This is a genomic window from Micromonospora sp. R77 (assembly GCF_022747945.1).
Classification (GTDB): domain Bacteria; phylum Actinomycetota; class Actinomycetes; order Mycobacteriales; family Micromonosporaceae; genus Micromonospora.
On the sequence record NZ_JALDST010000001.1, the window covers coordinates 1,000,392 to 1,017,701 of the forward strand.

Annotated in this window: 14 protein-coding genes; 7 read left to right on the top strand and 7 right to left on the bottom strand. The window is 74.0% G+C overall.

Translation table 11 applies throughout. The annotated features are described in order from the left end of the window. Nucleotides 1-167: 167 nt before the first annotated feature. Nucleotides 168-3,302, top strand: a complete 3,135-nt coding sequence (locus MRQ36_RS04365; protein ID WP_242793004.1) for an adenylate/guanylate cyclase domain-containing protein — start codon at nucleotides 168-170, stop codon at nucleotides 3,300-3,302. Next, nucleotides 3,248-3,751 carry a hypothetical protein gene (locus MRQ36_RS04370; protein ID WP_242793005.1) on the top strand — a complete coding sequence of 168 codons (504 nt, stop codon included), beginning with the start codon at nucleotides 3,248-3,250 and terminating at the stop codon, nucleotides 3,749-3,751. The genes MRQ36_RS04365 and MRQ36_RS04370 overlap by 55 nt, the downstream gene beginning before the upstream one ends. A gap of 35 nt (nucleotides 3,752-3,786) precedes the next feature. Here the strand turns inward: MRQ36_RS04370 and MRQ36_RS04375 are convergent, their stop codons facing one another. Next, on the bottom strand, nucleotides 3,787-4,491 hold the full coding sequence (locus tag MRQ36_RS04375; protein ID WP_242793006.1) for a 1-acyl-sn-glycerol-3-phosphate acyltransferase: 705 nt from the start codon (nucleotides 4,489-4,491) through the stop codon (nucleotides 3,787-3,789). Between the two features lie 245 nt (nucleotides 4,492-4,736). Between MRQ36_RS04375 and MRQ36_RS04380 the strand changes: the two genes are divergently transcribed. Together MRQ36_RS04380 and MRQ36_RS04385 are read left to right on the top strand one after the other, a co-directional pair. Further along, nucleotides 4,737-5,579, top strand: a complete 843-nt coding sequence (locus MRQ36_RS04380; protein ID WP_242793007.1) for a DUF308 domain-containing protein — start codon at nucleotides 4,737-4,739, stop codon at nucleotides 5,577-5,579. A gap of 176 nt (nucleotides 5,580-5,755) precedes the next feature. Further along, the gene (locus tag MRQ36_RS04385) at nucleotides 5,756-7,174 is read left to right on the top strand and encodes a trehalose-6-phosphate synthase (RefSeq protein ID WP_242793008.1); all 1,419 of its coding nucleotides are present in this window, start codon (nucleotides 5,756-5,758) and stop codon (nucleotides 7,172-7,174) included. Nucleotides 7,175-7,187: 13 nt separating this feature from the next. Here MRQ36_RS04385 and MRQ36_RS04390 read toward each other — a convergent pair whose 3' ends face one another. The 6 genes from MRQ36_RS04390 to MRQ36_RS04415 all read right to left on the bottom strand — a co-directional run bounded on the left by MRQ36_RS04390 (nucleotide 7,188) and on the right by MRQ36_RS04415 (nucleotide 12,781). Continuing rightward, nucleotides 7,188-7,997, bottom strand: coding sequence for an alpha/beta fold hydrolase (locus tag MRQ36_RS04390; protein ID WP_278187832.1), 810 nt, complete (start codon nucleotides 7,995-7,997; stop codon nucleotides 7,188-7,190). 67 nt (nucleotides 7,998-8,064) lie between these two features. Continuing rightward, entirely contained in the window at nucleotides 8,065-9,429 is a 1,365-nt protein-coding gene (locus MRQ36_RS04395) for an NAD(P)/FAD-dependent oxidoreductase (RefSeq protein ID WP_242793012.1), read from the bottom strand. Between the two features lie 437 nt (nucleotides 9,430-9,866). Beyond that, a complete protein-coding gene (locus tag MRQ36_RS04400) occupies nucleotides 9,867-10,553 on the bottom strand; it encodes an endonuclease/exonuclease/phosphatase family protein (RefSeq protein ID WP_242793014.1) in 687 nt (228 codons plus the stop codon). A gap of 26 nt (nucleotides 10,554-10,579) precedes the next feature. Continuing rightward, complete coding sequence (locus MRQ36_RS04405; RefSeq protein ID WP_242793015.1) at nucleotides 10,580-11,527, bottom strand: ROK family glucokinase; 948 nt, start codon at nucleotides 11,525-11,527, stop codon at nucleotides 10,580-10,582. 73 nt (nucleotides 11,528-11,600) lie between these two features. After that, the gene (locus tag MRQ36_RS04410; protein WP_242793016.1) at nucleotides 11,601-12,284 is read right to left on the bottom strand and encodes a hypothetical protein; all 684 of its coding nucleotides are present in this window, start codon (nucleotides 12,282-12,284) and stop codon (nucleotides 11,601-11,603) included. Between the two features lie 41 nt (nucleotides 12,285-12,325). Continuing rightward, on the bottom strand, nucleotides 12,326-12,781 hold the full coding sequence (locus MRQ36_RS04415; RefSeq protein ID WP_242793017.1) for an SRPBCC family protein: 456 nt from the start codon (nucleotides 12,779-12,781) through the stop codon (nucleotides 12,326-12,328). A 191-nt stretch (nucleotides 12,782-12,972) separates the two neighbouring features. Between MRQ36_RS04415 and MRQ36_RS04420 the strand changes: the two genes are divergently transcribed. Genes MRQ36_RS04420 through MRQ36_RS04430 form a run of 3 tightly spaced genes read left to right on the top strand, consistent with a single transcriptional unit; the run spans nucleotide 12,973 to nucleotide 17,166 of the window. Further along, entirely contained in the window at nucleotides 12,973-14,784 is a 1,812-nt protein-coding gene (locus tag MRQ36_RS04420) for a long-chain fatty acid--CoA ligase (RefSeq protein WP_242793018.1), read from the top strand. A gap of 14 nt (nucleotides 14,785-14,798) precedes the next feature. Continuing rightward, entirely contained in the window at nucleotides 14,799-16,490 is a 1,692-nt protein-coding gene (locus MRQ36_RS04425) for a GAF domain-containing sensor histidine kinase (protein WP_374249902.1), read from the top strand. A gap of 7 nt (nucleotides 16,491-16,497) precedes the next feature. Beyond that, nucleotides 16,498-17,166: a response regulator transcription factor gene (locus MRQ36_RS04430; RefSeq protein WP_007072219.1), complete on the top strand. Its 669-nt coding sequence runs from the start codon at nucleotides 16,498-16,500 to the stop codon at nucleotides 17,164-17,166. Nucleotides 17,167-17,310: the final 144 nt, after the last annotated feature.

Sequence of the window (17,310 nt, forward strand, 5' to 3'; positions counted from 1 at the left end):
TTGATCGCTGTCGCTCTCGGCGACCTGAATCTAGCGCTCCCGACCGGCCGGATGACTGTCCACAAGCCAACAGCCCGGTACCCGACAGCAGTCCCAGCGGCGATACTCGCGGTGGACGTCGCGGGGGGCGCGACGCGCGGCCGGTGCACCGGCCGGCACAACCACCAGTGGAGGGTGTCATCTCCGCGCAGTGTGACCGGTGTGGACGTACCGCCGCCGACGGCGACCGTTTCTGCGGGGGCTGCGGGGCGGAGCTGGGTGCCGTCTGCCCGCACTGCCTGCGACCGATCGCCGCCGACGTGGCGTTCTGCACCTCGTGCGGGACGCCCCGGGCCGGCGGCAAGCAGCCGGTCGCGGTCGGCCAGGAGGACCGCCGCCGGGTCAGCGTGCTCTTCGTCGACCTGATCGACTTCACGCCGTACGTGGAGCGGGCCGACCCGGAGCAGGTCCGGGGCATGCAGACCGGCTTCTTCTCCGCCGCCCGCCGGGTCGTCGGACAGTACGGCGGCGTGGTCGAGAAGTACATCGGCGACGCGGTGATGGCGCTCTTCGGCGCCCCCGTCGCCACCGAGACCGACGCGCTGCGCTGCGTACGGGCCGGCCTGGAGCTGCAGCGGGTGCTCACCCGGTTCGCGCCCAGCGGCACCGACGAGCTGCGCTTCCGGGTCGGCGTGGCCACCGGCGAGGCGCTGGTCGACGTGGCCGCCGCCCGGGACGGCGGGCAGGCCATCGTGGCCGGCGACGTGGTGAACACGGCCTCCCGGATGCAGTCCGTGGCCCCGCCCGGCGGGGTGCTGGTCTGCGGCATCACGCACGCGCTGACCAAGGAGGCCATCCGCTACTCGGAGCAGCCGCCGGTCACCCTGCGCGGGCGCTCCTCGCCGACCGAGGTGTGGCTCGCGCTCGCCCCGGTCCGCCGGCAGCCGACCGACCGGGAGCCGGACACCACCCCGCTGATCGACCGGGAACACGAGCTGGGGCTGCTGGTCAACGCCCTGCACCGGTCGCTGCGGGACCGCATCCCGCAGGTGGTGACGGTCTTCGGGCGGGCCGGCATCGGCAAGAGCCGGCTGGTCCGCGAGCTGTACCGGCACGCCGGACGGCTGGTCGACGAGCCGCTGAGCTGGCGTACCGGGCGGTGCCCGCCGTTCGGGGAGAACGTCACCTTCGCCGCGCTGGCCGACGTGGTGAAGACCGAGGCCGGCATCCTGGACACCGACCCGGCGGCGACCGCCGCGCAACGGCTCTCCTCGGCGGTCGCCGAACTGGTGGGCCCGGGCGAGCGGGAGCGGATCGTCGACGCGCTGCGCCCGCTGGTCGGGCTGACCGGCACCACCCTGCCCGCCGAGGAGGCCGAGTCGGCGTGGCGGCGGTTCCTGCTGGCGCTGGCCGCGCGCCGCCCGACCGTGCTGGTCTTCGAGGACCTGCACTGGGCCGACGACGCGATGCTGCGCTTCGTCGAACTGCTCGGCGCCGCCGCGCGGGACGTGCCGCTGCTGCTGCTCTGCACCGCCCGGCCGGAGCTGGTGGACCGGGACCCGAGCTGGGCCGGGACGATCACCGGGTCGGTCACCATCACGCTGCCGCCGCTGCGGGACACCGGCATCGCCTCGCTGTACGCGCACATGTTCGGCCAGGCGGCGTTCTCCGCCGACATGCTCACCCCGCTGGTCGAGGTGGCCGGCGGCAACCCGCTCTACGCCCACGAGTACGTGCGGATGCTCATCGAGCAGGGCGCGCTGCGCCAGTCGGGGCGCGGCTGGTCGCTGGAGAAGCACCTCGACCTGCCGATGCCGGAGAGCGTGCACGCGGTCATCGCCAACCGGGTCGACCTGCTCGACGCCAAGGACCGCGCGGTGCTGCTGGCCGCCTCGGTGGTGGGGGTGCAGTTCTGGCCGGGCGCGGTGGGGGCGGCGCTGGGCCAGCCGGTGGAGTCGGTGGAGCGGTCGCTACGCCGGCTGGAGCAGCGGGACTTCGTGCACGAACAGGCCGCCTCGACGATGGCCGGGCAACCGGAGTACCGGTTCCGGCACGTGCTGGTCCGGGACGTCTGCTATCAGCGGCTGCCGCGCACCGAGCGGGTGGCCCGGCACGAGCGGACGGCGGACTGGCTGGACGCGCTGTCGGCCAGCCGGGACACCGACCTGGCCGAGGTGCTCGCCCACCACCGCTGGGCGGCGCACGAGATCGCCCGGACGCTCGGCATGGACACCCAGCGCTACGCGGGCCCGGCGCGGGCCGCGCTGCACCGGGCCGCCCGCCGGGCGTACGCCCTGCACGGGCTGGACGCGGCGGCGGCGCACGCGGGCCGGGCGCTCGGCCTGGCCGACGAGACCGACCCGGTGGGCCGGCTCCAGCTGGAGCTGCTGAGCACGGAGATCTCGTTCTACCGGGACGGCAACGCGTTCCTGTCCGGCGGCGGCCCCGAGCAGCTGCACACCCTGGCCGACCGGTTGCTGGCCCACGGCGACGACGCCTGCGCGGCGCGGGCCTGGACGCTGCTCGGCCAGGCCGCCTGGCTGCGCACCGACCGGGGTACGGCGGTGGCCTGCCTGGACCGGGCGGTGGCGCTGTTCGATCCGCTGCCGGACAGCGCCCAGAAGGCGGACGCGCACGCCGAGCTGGGCCGGCTGCACATGCTCAACTACGAGCGGGACTCGGCGGTCGCCGCGGCCGAGACGGCCGCCGAGATCGGTGAGCGGCTGGGCCTGTCGGAGACCCGCACCAACGCCCGGATCACCGCGGCCACCGCCCGCTACCAGGCGGGCGACCGGATCGGCCTGGACGAGCTGCACGCGCTGGTCGAGTACAGCCGGGCACAGCAGTTGCTCGCGCTGCCCCGGGCGGTGCAGAACCTGGCGTACGCGGTCCGCGAGGAGGGTGACTGGCTGCGCTCCGACGCGCTGCTCTCGGCGGCGCCGGCCCGTACGGCGAGCGGACAGACGCTGACCACCAGCTATTCGGCCGAGGCGATGCGGGCCTGGTTCGACGGGGACTTCGGCCGGCTGGTCGCCGCCGCCGACGCCTTCGTGGACACCCCGACCGGCGGCTGGGACATGCAGGTGCGGGGGCTGCGGTCCTGCCTCCTGGTGCTGCGCGGGCAGCCGGCGCCCCCGGCTCCCCGGACCGCGCCCCGGGAGGACGGCGAGCGGTGGACGAGCCGCCCCGGCACCTCGACGACGTGGCGGCGGCGCTGGACGACGCCCGGCGCAGCGGCTTCCACCGGCCGCGCTGGACGATGCTCGGCATGGCGGCGCTCTGCCGGGCGTTGCAGGGCCGGTCGGCCGAGGCGGCGACGCTGATCGAGGAGCTGGCCGACTCCTGGTCCACGGTCCCCGCCCTGGCCAGCGGCGAGTGGATCGCCGCGGCGGCGTACGCGGCGAGCCTCGCCGGCCGGGACGCGGCGGTGCGGGTGCGCGCGATGCTGGACCGGGTCGGGCATCGGACACCCTGGTCGGAGGCGGCGTTGCGGACGGTGACCGGCGCGGTGGCCGCAGCCGACGGGGACCACCGGCGGGCCGGGGAGCTGCACCTCGCGGGCGCGGAGATCTACGCCCGGATCCCGGACGTGACGGACCGGATGCTGGCGCTGGCCCTGGCGGCGGCGGAGCTGACCCGGGCCGGCGACCCGAGGGCGGCCGACGGTCCGCTGGTCGAGGTGCGGGCCTTCGCCGAACGCAACGAGGCACCCGGGCTGCTCGCGCTGGCCGGTCGCCCGGTGGCCGACACCGGTCCCGCGGTGGCCTGCTGAGCCGGGCGTCCCGCGGTGGCCTGCGGGGGCGGGGCTCAGACGGGCACCGGTTCGGCCGGGACGGTGGGCGGCTGGTTCTTGACCTTCTGCGCGTACATGTCGACGTACTCGCGGCCGGAGAGCTCCATCAGCTCGTACATGATCTCGTCGGTGACCGCGCGTTCGACGAACCGGTCGCCGGCCAGGCCGGCGTAGCGGGAGAAGTCCAGCGGCCTGCCGAACCGGATCCGCACCCGGCCGAGGTTGGGCACGATCTGGCCGGTCGGCTGGATCTCGTCGGAGTTGAGCATCGCGGTGGGCACCACCAGGGCGCCGCTTTCCAGGGCGAGCCGGGCCACGCCGGTCTTGCCGCGGTAGAGCCGCCCGTCGGGCGAGCGGGTGCCCTCCGGGTAGATCCCGGCGATGCCGCCGGCCCGCAGCACCCGCAGTTGGGTGTCGAGCGCCGCGCGGGCCGCCTGCCCGCCGGAGCGGTCGACCGGGATGGTGCCGGAGCCGACGAAGAACGCCTTGGTCAGCCAGCCTTTGATGCCTCTACCGGTGAAGTATTCCGCTTTGGCGATGAAAGTGACTTTTCGCTTGACGATCAGCGGCACGAAGATCGAATCCGAGAACGAGAGGTGGTTGCTCGCCAGGATCACCGGGCCGGTGTCCGGCACGTTCTCCAGCCCCTCGACCTGCGGGCGGAAGATCAGCCTCAGCAGCGGGCCGAGGATGATGTACTTCATCAGCCAGTACAGCACCGGTGTCCTTCCAGGCAGGGGCGGCGACAGCACCTCCGCCGAGGGGCCGGCCCGGGCCACCGGGACCCGCCGGGAGTGGGCCCGGGGCGCCGCCGGCGGGCGGGACTGTCGGGCATGAGCCTACGAAGCGGGAGCGGCACGCCACAACGCACTCCCGGAACCGGCCTCCGACGTGTCACGATTCAGGGCACGGCGTACGGGGCGCCGAACGACCGCACCGCCAGGTGCGACGAGGAGGGTGTCCGGTGACAGCGGGTGGGCCTCGCCGGGGACGGCGGGACAACGGGCTCGACGCGAGCGAGTACGCCGTCGCGGGCGACGTCGATCCGCGCGTCGGTGAGCACCTGCTCGACGTGCTCGCCGCCGGCGGCATCGCCGCCTACCTCCAGCCCTCGGCCGATCTCAACCCGGTCACCCGCACCACCACCGTGCCGGCCCGCCCGGTCGACCGGCTCTACGTCGACCGCTCGCACCTGACCACCGCCCGGGACTACCTCACCCAGCTCACCGACGAGGGCGACACCGAGCCGGCGCGCGCCGACGAGCCGGACATCGAGGCCGAGTGGGCCCGGATCGTCGCCGGCTTCCACACCGCCCCGGCGGCCGGCAGCCACCCGTGGCCCGCCGCCGAGGACATCGACGAGCCCGACCCGAGCGAGCCGGCCGGCGGGACGCTGCCCCGCGGCGGGGCCGACGAGACCGCCGGCCCGACCGCCACCGACGTGCGCCGCCTGCCGTACGCGGCGGACATCTCCGGGATCTCGGTCGGTCCGGGTCGCCCGGACGAGCCGTCGCTCCTGGACGGTCTGGACACCTTCGGCGCCGGGCTGCCCGGCGACACCGAGGAGCACTACACCCCGCCACCGCCGCCACCGCTGCCCCGCGTCTCGAAGTACGCGGCGGTCGGCGTGCTTGCCATCATGACCGGCTTCGTGCTCTTCCTCTATCCGTCGCTGCTGCCGGTCGACCCGCCGGTGGTGACGCTGCTCGGCTTCACCGGCATCCTGGCCGGTTTCGTGATGCTGGTCTGGCGGCTGCGCCCCGGCGACACCGAGGACCACGACCCGGACGACGGCGCGGTCGTCTGACCCCGCCGCCCGGACCGGCGTGCCCGCATGCCGGGACGCGCGCCGCCCCGGACCGGGGGCGTAACAGTGGTGTAACTTACTGTCAGTAGGAATACCGCTGTACGTCACTTCCCCCACTGACTGCCCGGTTGTTCCCTGCTCGTGGCGGTCGGTCTCTGCTGATCGGAATGCCCGAGATGCGACAGAGTTCCCTCGTGGTGGTGGCCAACCGCCTCCCCATCGACGACAGTGTGGCGCCCGACGGCGCCTGCGAGTGGCGACGCAGCCCGGGCGGGCTGGTCAGCGCCCTGCATCCCCTGCTGCGGCACACCACGGCGACCTGGGTCGGGTGGGCCGGTGGCACCGGTCCGGCACCCAGCTTCCCCGACCTCGACGGCGTCCGGATGCACAGCGTGCCGCTGTCCGCCGAGGACCTGCGCGACCACTACGAGGGGTTCGCCAACGCGACCCTCTGGCCGCTCTACCACGACGCCGTCGAACAGCCCGAATACCACCGCCGCTGGTGGGAGGCGTACCAGCGGGTCAACCAGCGGTTCGCCGAGGCCGCCGCCGAGGTCGCCGAGCCGGGGGCCCTGGTCTGGGTGCAGGACTACCACCTCCAGCTCGTCCCCGGCCTGCTCCGCGCGCTCCGCCCCGACCTGCGGATCGGCTTCTTCCTGCACGTGCCGTTCCCGCCGCCCGAGCTGTTCATGCAGCTCCCCCGCCGGGCCGAGCTGCTGCGCGGGATGATCGGGGCCGACCTGATCGGCTTCCAACGGGCCCAGGCCGCGCACAACTTCGCCCAGCTGGTGACCAAGGTGCTGGGCCTGCCGGCCACCGACCGGCGGATCACCGTGGACGACCGGCAGGTCCGGGTGGGTGCCTTCCCGGTCTCCATCGACACCGCCGAGATGGCGGCGCTCGCCGCCCGACCCGACGTCGCCGACCGGGCCCGCCGGCTGCGCCAGGACCTCGGCGACCCCGAGCACGTCATCCTCAGCGTCGACCGGATGGACTACACCAAGGGCATCGAGCAGCGCCTGAAGGCCTACAGCGAGCTGCTCGCCAGCGGCGACGTCAAGGTCCGCGACACGGTGCTGGTGCAGATGGCGGTGCCCAGCCGGGAACGGGTCGGTCAGTACCAGATCCTCCGGGACCGGGTGGAACGCGAGGTCGGCCGGATCAACGGCGAGTTCGGCCGGGTCGGCGAGCCGGCGATCCACTACCTCACCCAGACCTTCGACCGGGCCGAACTGGCCGCCCTCTACCGGATCGCCGACGTGATGGCGGTGACCCCGCTGCGGGACGGGATGAACCTGGTCGCCAAGGAGTACGTCGCCGCCCGCGTCGACGACGGCGGGGCGCTGCTGCTCAGCGAGTTCGCCGGGGCCGCCGCCGAACTGTCCCAGGCGTACCTGGTCAACCCGCACGACCTGGAGGGGCTCAAGCAGGAACTGCTGGCGGCGCTGCGGGCCGAGCCGGCGGACGTCCGCAACCGGATGCGGGCGATGCGGGAGCACCTGCACCGCAACGACATCCACGCCTGGGCCCGCTCCTACCTGAGCGCGCTCGACGAGAGCGGCTCACTGCTCACCCGGGTCGCCGGCACGGACTGACGCCCGTCGCCGGTCAGCCACCGGCCGGGGTGGGCTCCTTCTCCAGCCAGTCCAGGATGGCGTCGATCGGCTCCCGCCAGCGGGCGTCCAGCATCAGGTCGTGTCCCATGCCGGGGAAGAGCAACGGGGCGGCGCCGTACCGGCCGGCGGCCCGGGCCAACGCGGCCGGTGGCACCACCCGGTCGTCCGGGCTGCCCAGCACCAGCACCGGCGGCCGGCCCACAGCCGGCTCCGGCTCCCCGCCGGTGAGCAGCTGCCACTGGGCCCGCCGCCCGGCCCGGCCCAGCCGGGAGACGTACCGGCGGGCCTCGCCGTCGGGCAGCTCCCGGCTGAACAGCTGCCGGCGGTTCAGCCGTAACGGCCCACCGAAGACCGCCGGCAGGGTGCCGCCCGGGTTGCGCCGCAGCGCCGCGCCGAACGTCCCCCAGCCGCCGAGCACCGGGGCCACCAGCACCGCCGCCCGGGCCGGGTAGCGGGACAGGGCGTGCGAGACCACCAGGGCGCCGGCGCCGTGCCCCACCAGCACCGCCCGCCGCGGCAGGCCCGCCGCCGCCTGGACCACGTCATGGGTGTACGACCGCAGCGTCGCCTCCGGCGCCGGCTCGCTGCCGCCGTGCCCGCGCAGGCTCAGCGCGTACGCCGGGAAGCCGCGCGACGCGGCGTGCTCCAGCCAGTGCTCGGCGAACGCCCACGCCCCGTGCCCGAACCCGGGTACGAACAGCAGCGGCGGTCGCCCCGCCTCCAGCTCCGGGACCGCGCCGAGCACCTCCCGGCGGGCCGCCCGCTCCGGCCGGGCCCACTCCCATGCCCGAACCACCCGCATCCGTTCGGTCACTGGGCCTTCCTTTCGTTCGCGACTGCGGGGCTCCGCTGCGCTGCACTCCTCGCGCTCACCGGTCTTTCTCCAGGTCGGTGAGGGCGCGTTCGAGGGCGCGCAGGTAGTCGGCGTGGCCGACCTCGAACCAGTGCCGGGTGCTGTCCTTGACCGCGCCGGAGTAGCGCTCGCCCAGGCCGGCGACGACCTTCCGGTCGAACCCGGCAGCCCGGTCCGGTCGGCTGGCCCGCAGCCGCAGCAGCCGGGCGAAGAGCACGCTCTGCCAGTGCGAGATGGTGAAGATGCCGGAGTCCGGCTGCACCAGGCCGACCACCGCCAGGGTGGGGTGCCCGGCGGCGAACGCGTTGAGCCAGAGCCGGGGCCGGCCGACCCCCTCGTCGTCGCCGAGCACCTTCGCCTCGAGGAACTCGAAGCGGGGCAGGTAGCCGGTGGCGAAGACGACCAGCTCCGGGTCGATCTCCCGGCCGTCGGTCAGCTCCACCGTCTTGGCGTGGAACCGGGCCACCTCCCCGACCGGGGCGATCTCGCCGTGCCCGACGTAGTAGACGAGCTGGCTGTTGGCGATCGGGTGGGTCTCGTAGACCCGGTGGTCCGGTTTCGGCAGGCCGAACCGGGTCAGGTCGCCGACGGTCAGCCGGAGGGTCCAGTGGTAGAGCCACTGCCGTACCCGCAGCGGGACCCGCAGCGCCAGCAGGGTGTCGTTGACCTGGTCGGCGGGGCGGCCCAGGACGTACTTCGGGGCGTACCAGTAGCCGCGGCGGGTGGAGTGCCAGCAGTGGGACGCCTGCTGGGCCGCCTCGACCGCGATGTCGCAGCCGGTGTTGCCCGCACCGACCACGAGCACCCGCTTGCCGCGCAGCTGCGCCGGGTCCTTGTAGGACGAGGCGTGCATGACCTCGCCCCGGAACTCGGCCAGCCCTTCGTAGCGGGGGAGCTTCGGCGACCAGTTGTGCCCGTTGGCGATCACCACGGCGGCGTACCGGGAGGTCCGCTCGGGGCCGTAGCCGCCGGTGCTGCGGGTGGTCACGTCCCAGCGGTCGCCCTCGACCGGCTCCACCCGGACCACCTCGGTGCCGAACCAGATGTGCTGGCGCAGGTCGAAGTGGTCGGCGTACCGCTCGAAATAGGAGAGCAGCTGGCTGTGGTGCGGGTAGTCGGGCCAGTCGTCCGGCATCGGGAAGTCGGGGAACTGGGTGAACGGCCGGGACGAGATCAGATGGGTGCTGGCGTACACCGGGCTGCGGTCGTGTCGCCAGTTCCACGCCCCGCCGACGCCGGTCTCCCGCTCGTAGCAGTCGACGCCGAAGCCGTGCTCGGTGAGGTTCTTGATCGCGGTGAGGCCGCTGGCCCCGGCACCGATGACGCAGACGGTGTCGCCCCGGTCGGAGACCGGGCGGCCGAGGTCGGTGGAGGAGGACACCGGGAATCTCCTTTGTGCGGCACGCGTGCCGGGTCGCTGCGAAATCCTGCCGACAACTCCGGCCGTTGTCCAGCCGCCCCCGCCGGATCGGGATGACCCCGGCCGGCTGTCGTGACGCTGAGCGACGCGCAGATCCGTCACGCAGCGTGCACCTCGATCCGCTGCCGGCCCGCGGCGCGTCGGCCCTTTGCTCTGCAGCCATTCACGCAGCACCCCACTGAGCTGGCATCCGTGGCGCGCAACCGTGTCGGAGCGCGGCGGCCGTGGTGACGCTCCGCGACTGCTGCGGATATGGCTGCAGAGCAAAGGCGGCCGAGGATGAGCTTCCGGCCGCGGAGAATGTGACCCTCCGTCACTCACCGCCGGGCGCGGGAAGCCCGGACCGACATGGCGCCGCACCCCGCCGCCGGCGTCACCCGTCGACCAGCGGCGGACGCTCAGTCGGCGGCGGGTAGCAGCAGGTCGACCAGGATCGGGAAGTGGTCACTGGCCTGCCGGGTCCGCGGAGTGTCCACCACGTCGTAGTCGACGACCGCGATGCGCGGATCGACGAAGAGGGCGTCGATGCGCCGACGGGGGTTCCCGCACGAGTAGGTGTGCCGGTCGGCCCGGTCCATCGCCTCCGCCGTGTCGGTCAGTCCCGCCGCGACGGTCCGCCACGCCGGCCCGTCCGGCCCCTCGTTGAGGTCGGCGCCGGCGACCACCGGCAGCGTCGCGGCGGCCAGCGTCCGCTTGAACGCCGCCGCCTGCGCCGGCCGCTCGGCCGGGTCGGTGGAGAGGTGGGAGCCGGCCAGCAGGAACCGGCTCCCGCCCACCACGCACTCGGCGTACGCGGCACCGCGCAGGTGCCGGCCGGGGGTGAGCGGGTAGCGCTCGCAGCGGGTGTCCAGCACCCGCACCCGGAGGCTGGTCAGCAGCAGGTTGCCCAGCGCGGGCAGGCCGCCGGCACCCACCACCAGGCCGAACGACTCGGCCAGGGTGGCGCTCTTCTGCCGCCACCGGAACCGGCGCGGCCCCTCCTGCACGATCACCACGTCGGGCGCGGCCGCGCGGACCACCTCGGCCAGCGCGGCCGTGTCGTCGCGCTGACTGTGGATGTTGTACGACAGCACGCGCAGCGGCACGCCGCCGGTTCCTCCGGGCGCCACGACTACAGCCGACGGGCCAGGTCGGCGGCGCCGATGACGCCGGCGGTGTTGCCCAGTTCCGCCGGGCGGACCCGGGCCACCGGGAGGCGGCTGCGCTGGGCCAGGGCGTCGGCGAACGACCGGCGGGTGGGGCCGAGCAGCAGGTCACCGGCCTCGACCACGCCGCCACCGACCACCAGGACCTGCGGGTCGAGGATCTGTGCCATGTCCGCGAGGCTGGTGCCGAGCCAGCGTCCGACCTGGGCGAACGACTCGGCGGAGACCGGATCGCCGCCCTGCGCGGCGGCGGTCACCATCGGGCCGGTGATCGCCTCGGCCTCACCGCCGGCCAGGTCCAGCAGAGCGGTCGCCCGGTGCGGCTCCTGCCGGGCGGCGGCCCGGGCGAAGCGGACCAGGGCGCTGCCGCTGGCGTACTGCTCGATGCAGCCGAGCCGGCCGCAACCGCACTGGTGGCCGTCCGGCACGGTGAGCATGTGGCCCAGCTCCGCGGCGATGCCGTGCGCGCCGCGGACCAGCTCCCCGCCGAGCACGATGCCGCCGCCCACGCCGGTGCCGATGGTGAACATGACCATCGAGTCGTCGGCGTCCCGGGCCGCGCCGTAGCGGAACTCCGCCCAGGCGGCCACGTTCCCGTCGTTCTCCACGATCACCGGCAGGCCGGTCGCGGTGCTCACGTAGTCCCGCAGCGGCTCGTCGCGCCAGGCCAGGTTGGGGGCGAAGAGCACCGTGGAGCGGCTGGCGTCGATCCAGCCCGCCGCGCCGATGCCCACCGCCTCGACGGTACGGCCGGTGGCCAGCTCGGTGACCAGCTCGATGATGACGTCCCGGGTCTTGGCCACGTCGTCGGCCGGGGTGTCCCGTCGAGTCTGCACGAGAACCTTGCCGGTGTCGTCCACGACACCGCCGGCCACCTTCGTGCCACCGACGTCGACTCCGATGGTCAGCGTCACCGCTGCCACTCCCCTCTGCTGTGCTGCCCGGCATCGGCCGAACCGGCCGTGCGATGCCCGGGATGTCCGGTGGTCAGGCCCCGTCGCCTGGTGCGTCCGCGTCCTCGCCCACCTCGCCGGACGCCCGCGACGCGGGCACCACGGGACGGCCGGCCGGCGACCGGATCGTCACCGGCACGTCCGGCCCGGCACCATCGGCGGGCGAAACGACGGCACCCGGATCGGTCGCGCCCTCCCCCCGGGTGGCGGCGGACCACACGTCCTGCTCGGGTGCCGGCTGAGAATCATGCCCGGTACGGGTGGCCTCGCGCCACACGTGATCTCCCCCGGCGGCTCCGGCGGTGGCCCCGGACGGCCCGGGCGGAGCGGTCGACGGGGCCGGCTCGGCGGGGGCGAACGCCCGCAGCAGACTGGCCACTCCGGCCGCCAGATCGCCCGCGCCGGTGGCGAGGCGCTCCGCGAATTCGGGACTGGGGTCGCGCAACGCCGCGATACCGCGACAGACCGGACAGACGCAGCATTCCGGTGAGCCGGTGGCGAATCCCGCACCGGCCCCGGCCCCGTCGGCGGGGCCCGGGTCCGGGCCGGCGGACCGGCCGGTCGCGGCACTGTGACCGAGGACACCCGACAAGATCCCACCGAGCGGACCCCACGGACCGGCGCCGGGTGACGCGGCGGCCAGCCGGGCGGTGCCCAGCAGCATGGCGACGAGGCGTTCGGCCTCCTCCCGGGCCGAACCCGGATCAGTCGTGCCCATGGTTCGGCTCCTCTACCGTGGCGACCGGGCGTCCGGTCGGGTCAGTCGGCCGCACCGGGTGCTTCTACCCGGCGCTTGAGCTGCTTCAACGCGGTGTCCATGATCATCTTCTCGGCCTTGCGGCGAAACATGCCGAGCATGCCCACGGAGAGCTCCACCTCCAGCGTGTACGTCACCGTGGTGCTGCCGTCCGGGTTGCCCGCCAGGTCGTACGACCCGCGCTGGGCCTTCTGCATCTTCGAGGGTTCGACGAGGTGCCACTCGATCCGGGACAGGTCCTCGGCGTACTCGTAGGCGAGCACGTACTCGTCGGCCATCACGCCGGCGTCGATGGTGAACCGGACCTGGCTGGCGTAACCGTCCTCGTACTCCTCGATCACCTCCGCCCGCCGCACCGCTTCGGTCCACTCGGGGTAGCTCGGGAAGTCACAGATGACCGCCGCCACCCGGTCCGGTGGCGCGCCGACGACGATCGACTGGGTGGAGGAGTCCGCCATGGGGGGAGGCTACCCGGCGGTGGGCCCGAGCGCGCCGCTCCACCCCCGCGACGCCCCGCCGCCCGCTCCCGACCGGTGTCCCACCCCTCGGGCGGGCAACCTGCCTCGCCCGCCCCACCCGGCCTGCGGGTAGGTTTCGACAGAGCCGACCCAGCGGGCGGCCCGGCCAGTGCGAGCACGAGGGAGTGCAGGTGCGCGAGTTCTCCGTTCCGCCGATCGTCACCGTCGGCGATGCGGCAAACCTGACCGACCCGGTCTGGGCCAACGCCGAGGCCGCTCCGGACGCGGTGCAGTTCGCCCGGGCCGACGGGACGGGCCCGACGGGCACCATCTGGACCGAGGTGACCTGCCGGCAGTTCCGCGACGAGGTCGTCGCGGTGGCCCGGGGCCTGGCCGCCGCCGGCATCTCGCCCGGCGACCGAGTCGCCCTGATGAGCCGCACCCGCTACGAGTGGACCCTGCTGGACTACGCCATCTGGGCGGCCGGCGCGGTCACCGTGCCGATCTACGAGACCTCCAGCGCGGAGCAGGCGGCCTGGATCCTGGCCGACTCCGGCGCCGTCGCCGTGATGGTCGAGAGCACCGGGCACGCCACCCTGGTGGCGGGCATCCGGGACCGGCTGCCCGAACTGCGCCACGTCTGGCAGATCGAGCTGGGCGGGGTGGCCGAGCTGATGACCGCCGGCGCGGCGGTCGACCCGGCCGACATCGAGGTGCGCCGCAAGACGGTCCGGGCCGACGACGTCGCCACCATCATCTACACCAGCGGCACCACCGGCCGGCCCAAGGGTTGCGTGCTCACCCACCGCAACATGTACGCCGACATCGCCAACGCGGTGCCGGTGCTGCCCAACCTGTTCCGTCCGGGCGCCTCGACCCTGCTCTTCCTCCCCCTCGCGCACGCCTTCGCCCGGCTCATCCAGATCGGCGTGGTGCAGGCCCGGGCCACCATGGCGCACTGCGCCGACACCAAGAACCTGGTCGGCGAGCTGCAGGACTTCAAGCCGACCTTCGTGCTCTCCGTACCCCGGGTCTTCGAGAAGGTCTACAACGGCGCCCGGCAGAAGGCCGAGGCGGACGGCAAGGGCAAGATCTTCGACCGGGCCGAGAAGGTCGCCATCGCGTACAGCGAGGCACTGGAGACCGCCGCGGGGCCGGGCCTGGCCCTGCGCACCCAGCACGCGCTCTTCGACCGGCTGGTCTACCGCAAGCTGCGCGCCGCGCTCGGCGGCCGCTGCCGCGACGCCATCTCCGGCGGCGCTCCGCTCGGCGCCCGGCTCGGGCACTTCTTCCGGGGCATCGGGGTGACCATCTGCGAGGGCTACGGCCTCACCGAGACCTCCCCCGCCGCCGCCGCGAACCTGCCGACCGGCACGAGGATCGGCAGCGTGGGCCGACCGCTGCCCGGCGTGACCATCCGGATCGAGGACGACGGCGAGGTGCTGATCTCCGGCGACATCGTCTTCCGGGGGTACTGGCACAACGACACCGCCAGCGCCGAGGCGCTCACCTCCGACGGCTGGTTCCGCACCGGCGACCTGGGGCAGCTCGACAACGACGGCTACCTCACCATCACCGGCCGCAAGAAGGAAATCATCGTCACCGCCGGCGGCAAGAACGTCGCGCCGGCCGTGCTGGAGGACCAGGTCCGGGCGCACCCGCTGGTCAGCCAGTGCCTGGTGGTCGGCGACCGGCAGCCGTTCATCGCCGCGCTGGTCACCATCGACGAGGAGGCGCTGCCGAAGTGGCTGGCCGCGCACGGCCGGCCGGAGACCACCAGCGTCGCCGAGCTGCGCGCGGACGAGACGCTGCGCGCGGAGATCCAGGGCGCGGTCGACCAGGCCAACCAGTCGGTCTCCAAGGCCGAGGCGATCAAGGTGTTCCGGATCCTGCCGCACGACTTCACCGAGGCGACCGGCGAGCTGACCCCGTCGCTCAAGGTCAAGCGGCAGGTCGTGCACAAGACCTACGCGGCGGAGATCGCCGACATCTACTCCCGCTGACTACGATCCGTCACGTGCCCCCGTCGACACCCACCCAGCCACCGACGCAATCCCTCGCCGCCGCCGCGCGGCTGGTCCTGCTCGTGCTGGTCGCCGCCCTGACCCTCTTCGCCACCCGCGACGTCGCCCAGCTCTGGTGGATCGCCCTGCTGGCCGTCGCCGGACTGCCCGCCGTCCTCGCCCCGCAGCACCGCCTGCTCGGCCCGCTCAGCCGCTTCGCCGAGGTGGTGGTGCTGGGGCTGGCCGCCAGTCAGGTCGCCGCCGACACCCACCTCACCGGGGTCACCGGCGGGCTGGGCGCGTCGGCCGTGCTGCCGTACCTGGCCGTCCCGGTGACCGTGACGGCGCTGCGCCGCCGGTTCCGCGAGGGCGCCGCCCTGCTCGCGGTCGCCGCGGCCACGCTGCTGATCAGCGCCGCGCTGACCGAGGTCGACGGCGGGCGACAGCTCGGCCAGCTCGGCTACCTGGCGGTCTGCGCCCAGTGGCTGATCCTGGCCGGCCTCGGCCTCTACACCGCCGGCACCCTGCAACGGGTGATGCGGGTGCGCAGCGAGGGCAAACCCCAGCCGTACGCGGAGGCCACCCGGCTGCTGACCCAGCTGCGCACCGTCGCCCGGCAGCTGCCCGGGGCGACCCTGGACCCGGGCGGCATCTCCGAGCACCTGCTGGAGGAGCTGCGGATGGTGGCGCAGACCGACCGCGGCGCGGTGCTCTCCGCCAGCGGCGGCGGTCGGCTGGTGGTGCTCGCCCAGATCGGCGTGGACCGGGTCGACTGGGAGACCACGCTCGACGCGGACTCGGCGATCGCCGACGCCTGGGCCAGCCAGCAGGCGCAGACCTCGTCCCGCTCGCAGGCCCGCTCCCGGCAGGCCGGTGAGGTGTCCGCGCTGATCGTGCCGCTGGTCGCCGGGGTCCGCACGGTCGGCCTGGTGGTGCTGGAGGCGGACTCCGCGCACGCGTACCCGCCGCCGGTGGTGTCCCGGGTGACCGCGCTGACCGGCCCGGCCGCGCTCCGGCTGGAGGCGGCGCTGCTCTTCGACGAGGTGCGGTCACTGGCCACCAACGAGGAGCGGCAGCGGCTGGCCCGGGAGATCCACGACGGGGTCGCCCAGGAACTGGTGATGGTCGGCTACGGCATCGACAACGCGCTGGCGTACGTCGACGAGGACCCGAAGGAGACCGCCGAGGCGCTGCGCACCCTGCGCCAGGAGGTCACCCGGGTGATCACCGAGCTGCGGTTGAGCCTGTTCGAGCTGCGCAGCGAGGTGGACCGGCACGGCGGCCTGGCCGCCGCGATCGCCGAGTACGCCCGCACGGTCGGCGCCTCCGGCGGGCTGCGGGTGCACCTGTCGCTGGACGAGTCGACCGCCCGGCTGCCCGCCGCCACCGAGGCCGAACTGCTGCGCATCGCGCAGGAGGCGGTCACCAACGCGCGCAAGCACGCCGGGGCGTCGAATCTCTGGGTCACCTGCGAGGTCGACCCGCCGTACGCGCAGATCGAAGTGTCGGATGACGGTCACGGCATCGGTGACCAGCGCCCCGAGGGGCACTACGGTCTTGCGATCATGGCCGAGAGGGCGGAACGTATCCGGGGCCGGTTGGAGATCAGGCCGCGGCAACCCAGCGGCACGACCGTGGCGGTGGTGCTCGGTTCGTCGCCCCGGCGCGATAAGGTGCGCGGCAGTGCAGCAGCAGAAGGGGAGTAACCCGAGGATGACCACAAGTCCGACACCGGCCACCCGTACCAAGGTCCTCCTTGTCGACGATCACGACCTGATCCGCAAGGGTCTGCGGCACGCCTTCGAGCGGGACCGGCAGTTCGAGGTCGTCGGCGAGGCCGCCACGGCGGCGGAGGGCGTACGCCAGGCCGGTGCGCTTCAGCCGGACGTGGTGATCATGGACCTCCGACTGCCCGACGGCAGTGGCCTGGAGGCCACCCGCGCGCTCCGCAAGTCCAGCGCGTCGATGGGCATCGTCGTGCTCACCATGTACGCGGGCGACGACCAGCTCTTCGGCGCCCTGGAGGCCGGGGCGAGCGCGTTCGTGCCGAAGACCGCGCCGGCCGACGAGGTGGTGGCCGCCGCCCGGCACGCCGCCTCCTCCCCCAGCGCCTTCACCGCGGCCGACCTGGCCGAGGCGATGAAGCGCCGGCTGGCCCCGTCCGGCCCGCAGCTCTCCCCCCGCGAGGGCCAGGTGCTGCGGCTGCTCGCCGACGGCATGAGCGTGGCGGGCATCGCCAAGCAGCTCTTCGTCAGCGAGTCGACCGCCAAGACGCACATCTCCAAGCTCTACGAGAAGCTGGGCGCCGCCAACCGGGCCCAGGCGCTGATGACCGCGCTGCGGCTCGGTCTGCTCGAGGCCCCGGACGCGCCGAAGTTCTAGCGTCCACCCGTGCCCGCCCGGAGCGGCCCGCGTCCCGACCACGGACCGGGCCGCTCCGGCGTTGCGGGGAGTTTCCGCTGCGTACGGTGAGGGGCCGAGTGCGCAGCGACGGCGGTCTTTGCAGCGCGACAACGGGCGGGCAGA